The 9,153-nt window shown below is 73.9% G+C and carries 8 protein-coding genes; 6 read left to right on the plus strand and 2 right to left on the minus strand.

Annotation, left to right across the window (positions count from 1 at the left end; genetic code table 11):
* The first annotated feature begins 1 nt into the window (after position 1).
* Genes GT042_RS17620 through GT042_RS17645 form a run of 6 tightly spaced genes read left to right on the plus strand, consistent with a single transcriptional unit; the run spans position 2 to position 6,955 of the window.
* Positions 2–1,393, plus strand: a complete 1,392-nt coding sequence (locus tag GT042_RS17620) for an O-antigen ligase family protein (RefSeq protein WP_161309667.1) — start codon at positions 2–4, stop codon at positions 1,391–1,393.
* Positions 1,390–3,099, plus strand: coding sequence for a lipid II flippase MurJ (locus GT042_RS17625; RefSeq protein ID WP_161309668.1), 1,710 nt, complete (start codon positions 1,390–1,392; stop codon positions 3,097–3,099). Before GT042_RS17620 ends, GT042_RS17625 begins: the two co-directional genes overlap by 4 nt.
* Positions 3,089–3,850: a polysaccharide deacetylase family protein gene (locus GT042_RS17630; RefSeq protein ID WP_161309669.1), complete on the plus strand. Its 762-nt coding sequence runs from the start codon at positions 3,089–3,091 to the stop codon at positions 3,848–3,850. The genes GT042_RS17625 and GT042_RS17630 overlap by 11 nt, the downstream gene beginning before the upstream one ends.
* Positions 3,847–5,037, plus strand: coding sequence for a glycosyltransferase (locus tag GT042_RS17635; RefSeq protein ID WP_161309670.1), 1,191 nt, complete (start codon positions 3,847–3,849; stop codon positions 5,035–5,037). The genes GT042_RS17630 and GT042_RS17635 overlap by 4 nt, the downstream gene beginning before the upstream one ends.
* Positions 5,034–5,726, plus strand: coding sequence for a lipopolysaccharide biosynthesis protein (locus GT042_RS17640; RefSeq protein WP_237530891.1), 693 nt, complete (start codon positions 5,034–5,036; stop codon positions 5,724–5,726). Before GT042_RS17635 ends, GT042_RS17640 begins: the two co-directional genes overlap by 4 nt.
* Positions 5,726–6,955, plus strand: a complete 1,230-nt coding sequence (locus tag GT042_RS17645; protein ID WP_161309671.1) for a GNAT family N-acetyltransferase — start codon at positions 5,726–5,728, stop codon at positions 6,953–6,955. The genes GT042_RS17640 and GT042_RS17645 overlap by 1 nt, the downstream gene beginning before the upstream one ends.
* 54 nt (positions 6,956–7,009) lie before the next feature.
* Here GT042_RS17645 and GT042_RS17650 read toward each other — a convergent pair whose 3' ends face one another.
* Positions 7,010–8,257 (minus strand): glycosyl hydrolase, encoded by a 1,248-nt coding sequence (locus GT042_RS17650; RefSeq protein ID WP_161309672.1) that lies wholly within the window; start codon positions 8,255–8,257, stop codon positions 7,010–7,012.
* A gap of 335 nt (positions 8,258–8,592) precedes the next feature.
* A partial coding sequence (locus GT042_RS17655) for a chaplin (RefSeq protein ID WP_161309673.1) occupies positions 8,593–9,153 on the minus strand: 561 nt, incomplete at its 5' end.

A 9,153-nucleotide genomic window follows, 5' to 3' on the forward strand; every position in this document is an offset into this window, starting at 1 on the left:
GCTGCTCCCCGCCCTCGCCGTCGTCGCGCTCCTCGCCGTACCGGCGGCCCCGGCCGGGGACGGTTCCGCCGGGTCCGGCACCGTGGCCGACGCCGCGTCCGGGCTGCTCGTCCTCTTCTGTCTCGTACGGGTCCTGCGCGACCGGGCCCGCCCCCTGACCCGTACCGCCGCACTGGTCCTCGGACTCCCCGTCCTCGGCGTGTCCGTCGCGTCGATCACCTCCCACGACCCCGCCGCCAGCCTGCCCGGCGTGGCCCGCTACCTCCAGATCTTCGTCCTCGTGCCCGCCGCGCTGCTGCTGCTCCTGCGCGACCGCCGCGACTTCCGGGTCGTCGCCGGGTCCGTCGTGGTCCTCGGGCTGGGGCAGGGCACCCTCGGGGTCGTGCAGTACCTGACCGGTACCGGCGCCTCGTACATGGGCGAGGACATCCGCGCGGTCGGTACGTTCGGCGCGACGGATGTGATGGGCATGGCGACCGTCGTCGCGTACGCCCTGGTCATCTGCGTCGGGCACGCGCTGGGCGGAGACCGGGACGTGACGGGACGGCAGCGGGCGGTGGCGCTCGTCTGTGCCGGGCTGCTCTTCTTCCCGCTCCTCCTGTCGTTCAGCCGGGGCGCGTGGATCGCGACCGCCGCCGCCCTCCTCCTCCAGCTCGCGCTCTCCGGAGTACGCCGCGCCACCCGCGTCGTCCTCGCCGCCGCCGCGCTCGGCGTGGTGCTCGTCGGCGGACTCGGCATCGGCTCGCAGATGATCACCGAGCGGCTGAGCAGCATCACCCAGGTCACCGACGCACCCGACCAGTCCGTCACCGACCGGTACACGATGTGGGCCGCCGCCACCGACATGTGGCGCGAGCGGCCCGTCACCGGCGTCGGGCTCAAGGGCTTCCCCGCCTACCGCGACAGCCACTCCTCGCTGGCCCTCTCCGCCGCCAGCGACACGGCGGGCGCGGGGGCGGGCTTCCAGCGCCAGCCGCTGCTCTCCCCGCACAACATGTACCTGCTCGTCCTCAGCGAACAGGGGCTGGTGGGCGTGGTCGCGCTCGTCGGCAGCTGGGCCGCGCTGCTGGTGTGCGTGCTGCGCCGGGTGCCCGCCGCCCGCCGCTCCCCGGCCGGCGCGGGGCCGGGACTGGTCGTCGGCGGGCTGCTGGTCTGGCAGGTGGTGGACTTCGGGTACGCGGACATCGGCGGCCCCTCGACCGTACTGACCGCGGTGATGCTGGGCCTCGCCGCCTGGTGGGGCCTGCACCCGGCCGCCGTACCGACGGACGGCCGAGGGCCGCGGGACCACCGGGAGCCGCGTCACGACCCCGGGCCCCACGGCCACCGAGCGAACAGCGGCCACCGAGCCCCCCACCACCACCGAGCGAACAGCGGGGCTGCCCAGGCGTGAGCGAGACCAGGCAGTCCCTTCCCGGAATCCCCCCGCAGCCCGGCCCGCCCCGCGCGGCCACCGGGGAGATCGGCGCGACCGGAACGAGCGGCACGGGCGGGACGGGCGGCACGAAAGCCGGCGACCCCGGCGCGAGCGGCGGCGGCCTCTTCTCCGGGAAGTTCCTGGCGCGCGCCGCCTTCCTCACCGCCCTGCTGACCGCCGCCGGCGCCCTCCTCGGCCTCCTCCGCGACCAGACCATCGCCCATCTGTACGGCGCCGGCCCCGACACCGACGCCTTCCTCGTCGCCTGGACCGTGCCCGAGGTCGCCTCCACGCTCCTCATCGAGGACGCCATGGCGCTCATCCTCGTCCCCGCGTTCAGCCTCGCGCTCGCCCGCCGCGCCTCCCACCAGGCCCCGGAACCCGACCCCGTACGGGTCCTGATGCGCACGACCCTGCCCCGGCTGTTCCTCGCCCTCAGCGCCGGGGCCGCCCTGCTCGTGGCCGCCGCCCCCTGGGTGGTCGCCGCCCTCGCGCCCGGACTGCCCGAGCCCCAGGTCGCCGTCGACTGCACCCGGCTCACCGCCACCTGCGCCTTCTCCTTCGGCCTCGCCGGATACATGAGCGCGGCCCTGCGGGCGCACGGCAGCTTCGTCGCGCCCGCGATGATCTACACCTCGTACAACGTCGGCATCATCACGACGATGCTGCTCCTCAGCGACCGGATGGGGGTACGGGCCGCCGCCGCCGGAGTCGCGGCGGGCGGCGTCCTGATGGTCCTCGTCCAGAGCCCGGCCCTGTGGCGCAGGCTCAAGGAGCGGCGCCCGGTGACGGGGCGGGAGCCCAAGGGCACCCCCCGCGTGCCGCCCGTCGCGCTCGGACTCCTCGCGCCGGTCATCGTGTTCGCGCTCAGCCGCCAGTCGCAGGTCCTCATCGAGCGGTTCCTCGCCGCGCCGCTGCCCGCCGGGGCCATCTCGCACCTCAACTACGCGCAGAAGGTCGCGCAGATGCCGATGGTGCTCTCCCTGATGCTCTGCACCGTCACCTTCCCGGTGGTCGCGCGCGCCATGGCGGCGGGGGAGACCGACCGGGCGCGCCGCCGCGTCGAACGGGACCTCGCGATGGCCGGGATCATCGTCCTGGTCGGTGCCGCGACCGTCATCGCCTGCGCGCCGCAGATCATCGAAGTCCTCTTCCAGCGCGGCGCGTTCGACGCGGCGGACACCGCCGCCACCGCCGCAGTGATGCGGGTGTACGCGCTCGGCCTGCTCGGCCACACCCTCGTCGGCGCGCTGGTGCGCTGCTACTTCTCCGCCGCCCGCCCCCTCTGGTTCCCGGCCCTGGCCATGCTCGTCGGCCTCGCCCTCACCACCGTCGCGGGCGCCCTCCTCGTCCAGGTCTGGGGCGTCCTCGGCATCGCCGCCGCCAACGCGCTCGGCATCACCGTCACCGCCGCGCTGCTCCTGCACGGCCTCGCCCGCCACAGCGTCCCCCTCAGGACCCGGTACATGACCGGCGCCCTGGTCAAACTCATCGCCGCCGCAGCGGCCTCCACCGGCTCCGGCTGGCTGTGCGGCGCCCTCGTCCCGTCACCCGTCCTCGGCGCCACGGCCGCGTTCGTGGTGATCGCCGTCGTGTTCCTCGGGATCGCCCACGCGCTGCGGGCCCCCGAGATCGACACCGTCCTCCGTCCCGTCACACGAAAGCTCGCTCATGCCCGCTGACACACCGTCCGCAGGCCCCTTGTGGGCAGTCATGTACCACTCGGTCGCCGACCACACGGACGACCCCTACCAGGTGACGGTCTCGCCCGGACGTCTCGAACGCCAGCTCAGGTGGCTGCGCCGCCGGGGCCTCGCCGGCGTCGGCATGGCGCAGCTGCTCCGCGCCCGCGCCGAGGGCCGGGGCGCCCGGATGGTCGGACTGACCTTCGACGACGGGTACGCCGACTTCAACGAGGCGGCCGTGCCGCTGCTCCACCGGTACGGCTTCACCGCCACCGTCTACGTCCTGCCCGGCCGCCTCGGCGGCGAGAACGAGTGGGACAGCCTCGGCCCCCGCAAGCCCCTCCTCACCGAGGACGGCGTCCGGCTGGCCGCCGAGGCGGGCATGGAGGTCGGCTCGCACGGGCTGCGCCACGTCGACCTCACGGTGGCCGACGACGAGACGCTCGCCGCCGAGACCGCGCAGAGCCGCGCCCTCCTCCAGGACATCACCGGCACCGAGGTGACCGGCTTCTGCTACCCGTACGGAACGGTCGACGAGCGCGTCATCGGGGCCGTACGGCAGGCGGGGTACGCGTACGCCGTCGGCATCGACCCCGGCCCGCTCACCGGCCTCTTCGCCCTCCCGCGCATCCACGTCGGCGAGAACGACACCGGCCCGCGCCTGCACCTCAAGCGGCGGCTGCACCGCTGGCGCCGCGAACCGGTCCCGTACGCCGCCCCCTACGAGCCCGAGCAGGCCCGCCCATGAGAGTCCTGCACGTCATCACCGGTCTCGGCATCGGGGGCGCCGAGCAGCAACTGCGCCTGATGCTCCGGGAGCTGCCCACCGACAGCGACGTCATCACCCTCACCAACCCGGGCGCGGTCGCGCGCGGCATCGTCGCCGACGGGGTCCGCGTCCGGGACCTCGCGATGACCGGCAACCGGGACGTCGGGGCGCTGCCCCGGCTCGCCGGGCTGGTCAGGCGCGGTCGGTACGACCTGGTGCACACCCACCTCTACCGCGCCTGCCTGTACGGGCGGTTCGCGGCGCGTCTCGCGGGCGTACGGGCCGTCGTGGCCACCGAACACTCCCTCGGCGCCGCGCAGATCGAGGGCCGCCCGCTGTCCACCGGAGCCCGCGCCCTCTACCTCGCGGGGGAGCGCCTCGGCACCGCCACCGTCGCCGTCTCCGCGACCGTCGCCCGGCGGCTCGAACGCTGGGGCGTACGGCGCGACCGCATCCACGTCGTCCCCAACGGCATCGAGGTCGACCGTTTCGCCTACGACCCCGCCGCCCGCCGCGCCGCCCGCGAGCGGCTGGGACTGCCCCAGGACGCCTTCGTGGTCGGCGGCGTCGGCCGGCTGACGGGCAGCAAGCGGTTCGACACGCTCGTGCGGGCCGTCTCCGACCTGCCGGGCGCGCGCCTGCTGCTCGTCGGCGAGGGCGCCGAGCAGGTCAGGCTCCAGCGGCTGGCGTACGTACGGGGGGCCGCGGACCGGATCCTGCTGCACGGCGCGTGCCAGGACCCGCCGCCGGACGCCTACACCGGGGCCGGGCCCTCGATCACGGACCCCGCCGACGGGCCCGACCTGCCCGCGCTGCTCGCCGCCATGGACGTCTTCGTCTCCACCTCCCAGGACGAGGCCTTCGGACTCGCGGTGGTCGAGGCGCTGGCCGCCGGACTGCCCGTCCTGCACGTCACCTGCCCCGCGTTGGAGGACCTCCCCGCCGAAGCGGCCCCCGGCGCGCGGCAGATCAGCGGAAACGTTCCCGAACTGATCGCGGAGCTGCGGCGGTTCCAGGACGCGGCCCGCGGATCCGGGGACCGCCGCCTGCCCGTCCCGGCCGCCGCGCGCCACTACGACATCTCCCGCAGTGCCGAACAGCTGATGGCCGTCTACGAGAACGCGCTGCGCGGCCCGGCTCCCACCCGAGAAGTGAGTTGCCCATGACCAAGGAATCGAGTGCTCCGCGCGGCGAGGGCGACCGGACCCCGCCGGCCCCGTCACGGTTCAGGAAGCCGCCGCTGTGGACGGTCGTGCCGGCCGCGGCGGCGCTCGGCGCGCTGGCCGGCGGGGTGTACGGGGCGGTCGGCACCCCGCAGTACAGCGCCACCAGTTACGTCCTCGTCGTCCCGACCGAGAAGTCCGACCCGGCGGCGGCCCTCGGCTTCGCCACGGCGTACGGACGGGTCGCCTCGCAGGTCGCGATCCTCGGGGACGCCCAGGTGTGGGCCGGGGTGCCCGCCGCCACCCTCAAGGCGAACGTACGGACGTCCACCTCACCGGACGCGCCGATGATCTCCGTCACCGCCACGTCCTCCGACGCGTCGGTCGCGGTGAGCATGGCCGACGGGGTGGCCCGCTCCCTCGTCGTCAACGGCTCGCACCTCCAGACCAGCACCAACGTCAAGGTGCTCCAGTTCTCCCGCGCCGTGGAACCGACCGACCCGGTCTCGCCCTCCGCGCCCCTCGCGGCCCTGGTCGGCGGCAGCGCGGGCGGCCTTCTCGGCGGCCTCGGCCTGCTGGTCAGGCCCAAGCGCAGGCGGACGGCCGCGGCCTACGGGTCCGTACCGCATCCGTCGGCGTCGGAATCCCCGTCGCACTCCCCCCAGCCCCAGCCCCAACCGGAAACGGTGTGATGGCCACCCCACCGAAGACACGCACGACGCCCGCGTCCCCCACGACCAGGACCACGGCCCAGGCTCCCGCCACCCCCGCCCGGGTCACCCCCTCCACCACCGTCTCCTCACCCCTCGCCGGGTCCGTCTCCCGCTCGGTCTTCACCACCGAACTGGTCAGGGACGCCGACGGGTTCGCCGCCCTCGCCCCCGCCTGGAACGACCTCCACCGCCGCTCCCGCACGGCCACCCCCTTCCAGAGCCACGCCTGGCTCCACTCCTGGTGGCTGTCGTACGGCACCCCAGGCCGCCTGCGCGTCGTCCTGGTCCGCCGGGGCGGGGTCCTGGTCGCCGCCGCCCCGCTGATGCTGATCCACCGGCCCTTCCCCGTACTGATCCAGCTCGGCGGCTCCATCTCCGACTTCTCCGACGTCCTGCTGGACGACAGCTGCGCCGACGCCGCTGCCGCCGCCCTCGCGAAGGCCCTCGCCCGCGCGGCCCGTACCGCCGTGATCGACCTGCGGGAGGTACGGCCCGGAGCCGCGGCGGAACGCGTCCACGCCTGCTGGCCCGGAACGCGCAGGCAGCTGGCCGACTCGCCCTGCCTGGAGCTGCCCGCCGTCCCCATGGACGAGCTGCTCGGCCGCCTCGCCTCCGCCCGCGCCCAGCGCGCCCGCGCCAAGCTGCGCAAGCTCGACGCGCTCGGCATCGAGGAGCGGGTCGTACCCCAGGACGAGATCCCCGGCGCGGTCGAACGGCTCCTGGAACTGCACCGGCTCCAGTGGCAGGGCCGCGGGGTCACCCCCGAACACCTCAGCACCCGCTTCGCCGCGCACCTGACCCGCTCGGTGGCGTCCATGGTCGAGCAGGGCGACGCCATGATCACCGAATTCCGGCTGGCCGGGGAACTGGTCGCCTCCGACCTGACCCTCATGTCGTCCCAGCTGGCCGGCGGCTACCTCTACGGGGCCGATCCGGTGCTGCGCGCCAAGAAGGTCGACGTCGCCATGATGCTGCTGCGCACGTGCGCGCGGCAGATCAGCGCCAGTGGGCGTACGACGCTGAGCATGCTGCGCGGGAACGAGCCGTACAAACACCACTGGCGCCCGGACACCGTCTGCAACCAGCGCTTCCTCCTGGCCAGGACGTATCTGACGCCGTGGCTGCACCTGCTGGCCGCCCGGGCGGCGGGCCGGGGCCGGGCGGCGGCGCTGGTGAAACGGCTGCGGCGGGGCGGCGACAAGGCGTGACCCGGATACGGTCCGGTCCGCCGTGCCGCCGCCCCGCCGCCGGGGGGCACCGGATCAGGAGGCGTCAGGGTTCTTGCGCTCCCACCAGTCGACCCGGAGGCAGATCTTGCCGCCGATCCAGCTCTCGACCCAGCTGCCGAGGTTCATCGGGGTGCAGCTGCCCGGTGTGGGGGGCACCGGCGGGAGGGGCGGGACGGGCGGGGTGGGGGCGGTGGGGACGGGGACGGTGGGTGTCGGGACCGTCGGGGTCGGGACGGTCGGCGTCGGTACGGGAGGCGTTGTCGGTACGGGCTCCGGCAGCCTCCCGTACAACATGGAGCGGAACACCTTCGACGACCGGGGATTCTTGTCGCACTGCCACACGCCGTGCGGGCAATAGTCGGTGACGGTGTTGTAGAGCGGCTTGTGGGTGTCGATCCACTCCAGCATGCGCCGCATGTAGTCGGGATTGTCGCCGTTCCGGTAGAGACCCCATTCGGGATAGGAGACGACCTTTTTGTGCTCGGCGGCGAAGTCGATGTGCTGTCGCAGGCCGTACGGCTCATTCACCTGCTCGTCGAAGGTCCGGCCCGGCGGCTGGTCGTACGAATCCATTCCGATGATGTCCACGACGTCGTCGCCGGGATAGCACTCGGTCCACGGAACGGCGTCCCTGCCCCGGTTCGGCGCCCAGTCGAAGCGGAACTTCTGGCCGGGCACCGCGCGCATCGTGGTGACGATGTTCTTCCAGTACTTCTTCCACGACTCGGGGTCGGGCCCGCAGCGGTGGGTGTACGTGGTGCCGTTCATCTCCCAGCCGAGCACGATCACCGTGTCGGGGACGCCGAGGCCGACGAGCCGTTCCGCGAGGGCCCTGAAGTGGCCGTCGTAGCTTCCCTGGGCGCCTTTGCGCAGCTCACGCCGTACGAGGCCGTCGGGGACGCGGTCCTCGTTGCGCTCCAGCATCGGGACGTTGAGGACGAACAGCCGGTCGGCCCCGGCCTTGCGCCACTCCGCCCAGTCCTCCAGGAAGCCGGGGCTGCCCTCGATGTTGGACCAGACGTCGCCGGGGAGGTAGGTGTGCCCGACGCGCAATTCCGTACCGCCGAGCCATTTCTGCATCTCGGCGATGCGCCGTACCCCTTTCGGCCCGTAGTCGAGATAGGCGCCGAACGCGGGCGCCGGGGCCTGGGGCGGTTTCGGGTCCGGCGGGTCCACCGGTCCCGTCGTGGCGGTCGGCGACGGAAGCCCCGCGCCTGTGGCAAGAAGGCCTGCCGTGACCGCACCCAGACAGGTGCTCGCCAGCCGTCGACGTCGGGACATGTCCGCTCCTCGTGATCGAGCCTCAGCTTCCATTGCTCAGCTACTGGTTCAAAAGTATTTCTGATAAGCCGATGGGGAACCCGGGTTGGCTTTCCAGTAGCCCGTTCGTGCATTTGATCCCCCGCATGGGTTACCGAAATGCAGAACGCGGCGGCGAAGAGTAAGGCAACGGCAGGGCGCGGCGGGGCGCGGTCGGGACGGAACGTTCCTGCCGGGGGAGGGAACGGACGGCGCGTCAGCTGGTCGCGCGCGGTCGTGGATCGTGCGGGGTCACCGATCGCCGGACGGGTTCGGGGAGACGCCGTCCGGCGACGGACGAGTGGCCCTGCGGGCCGTCAGTACTGGCCTCTGACGCGGACCTTCGCGGTGCTGCGGCGGTAGAGGATGCCGCCGCCGAGCAGCAGGCCGGCGCTCATCGCGGCGGCGGCGAGGAGGTGGTCGCTGCCGGTCTCGGCGAGCTGCGGGGCCTCGGCGCGGGGCGGGGTGGCGGGGTGGTACTGCGCGGGGACCACCGGCGGGGCGGCGTGGTGCGGGACCGGCCTGTTCGGGGCATGCGGGGTGTAGGGGGTGTGGGGGGTGTGCGGGGGCGTGACGGGCGTGTTCGGGACCACGGAGCTGTCGTCGACGGGCGGCTTGACGGGGGGCACGTGGCGGCCGGGGGGCGGGGGCGCCACGGTGCCGTTGCCGCAGTTGTTGCCGAAGGCCGGGTTGAGGAGGCCGACGACGTCGGCGGTGTTGCCGCAGACGTTCAGGGCCAGCTCAAGGGGGGCCTGGAGGAGGTTGCCCGCCCCCACTCCGGGGGATCCGACAGCGGCGCCCTGGGCGTGGGTGGAACTGGCCGCCTGGTGATGGGGGCGGGGGGAGACGGGGGCCTCGTGGACGGCGGGGCCGGCGGG

It is taken from the genome of Streptomyces sp. SID3212, from assembly GCF_009865405.1.
In the GTDB taxonomy this organism is placed as follows: domain Bacteria; phylum Actinomycetota; class Actinomycetes; order Streptomycetales; family Streptomycetaceae; genus Streptomyces.

Bases quoted from the DNA above. Each gene is read 5' to 3' on its own strand.
- GT042_RS17650 (WP_161309672.1), bottom strand. From the start codon at position 8,257: ATGTCCCGACGTCGACGGCTGGCGAGCACCTGTCTGGGTGCGGTCACG.
- GT042_RS17630 (WP_161309669.1), top strand. From the start codon at position 3,089: ATGCCCGCTGACACACCGTCCGCAGGCCCCTTGTGGGCAGTCATGTAC.
- GT042_RS17645 (WP_161309671.1), top strand. From the start codon at position 5,726: ATGGCCACCCCACCGAAGACACGCACGACGCCCGCGTCCCCCACGACC.
- GT042_RS17640 (WP_237530891.1), top strand. From the start codon at position 5,034: ATGACCAAGGAATCGAGTGCTCCGCGCGGCGAGGGCGACCGGACCCCG.
- GT042_RS17635 (WP_161309670.1), top strand. From the start codon at position 3,847: ATGAGAGTCCTGCACGTCATCACCGGTCTCGGCATCGGGGGCGCCGAG.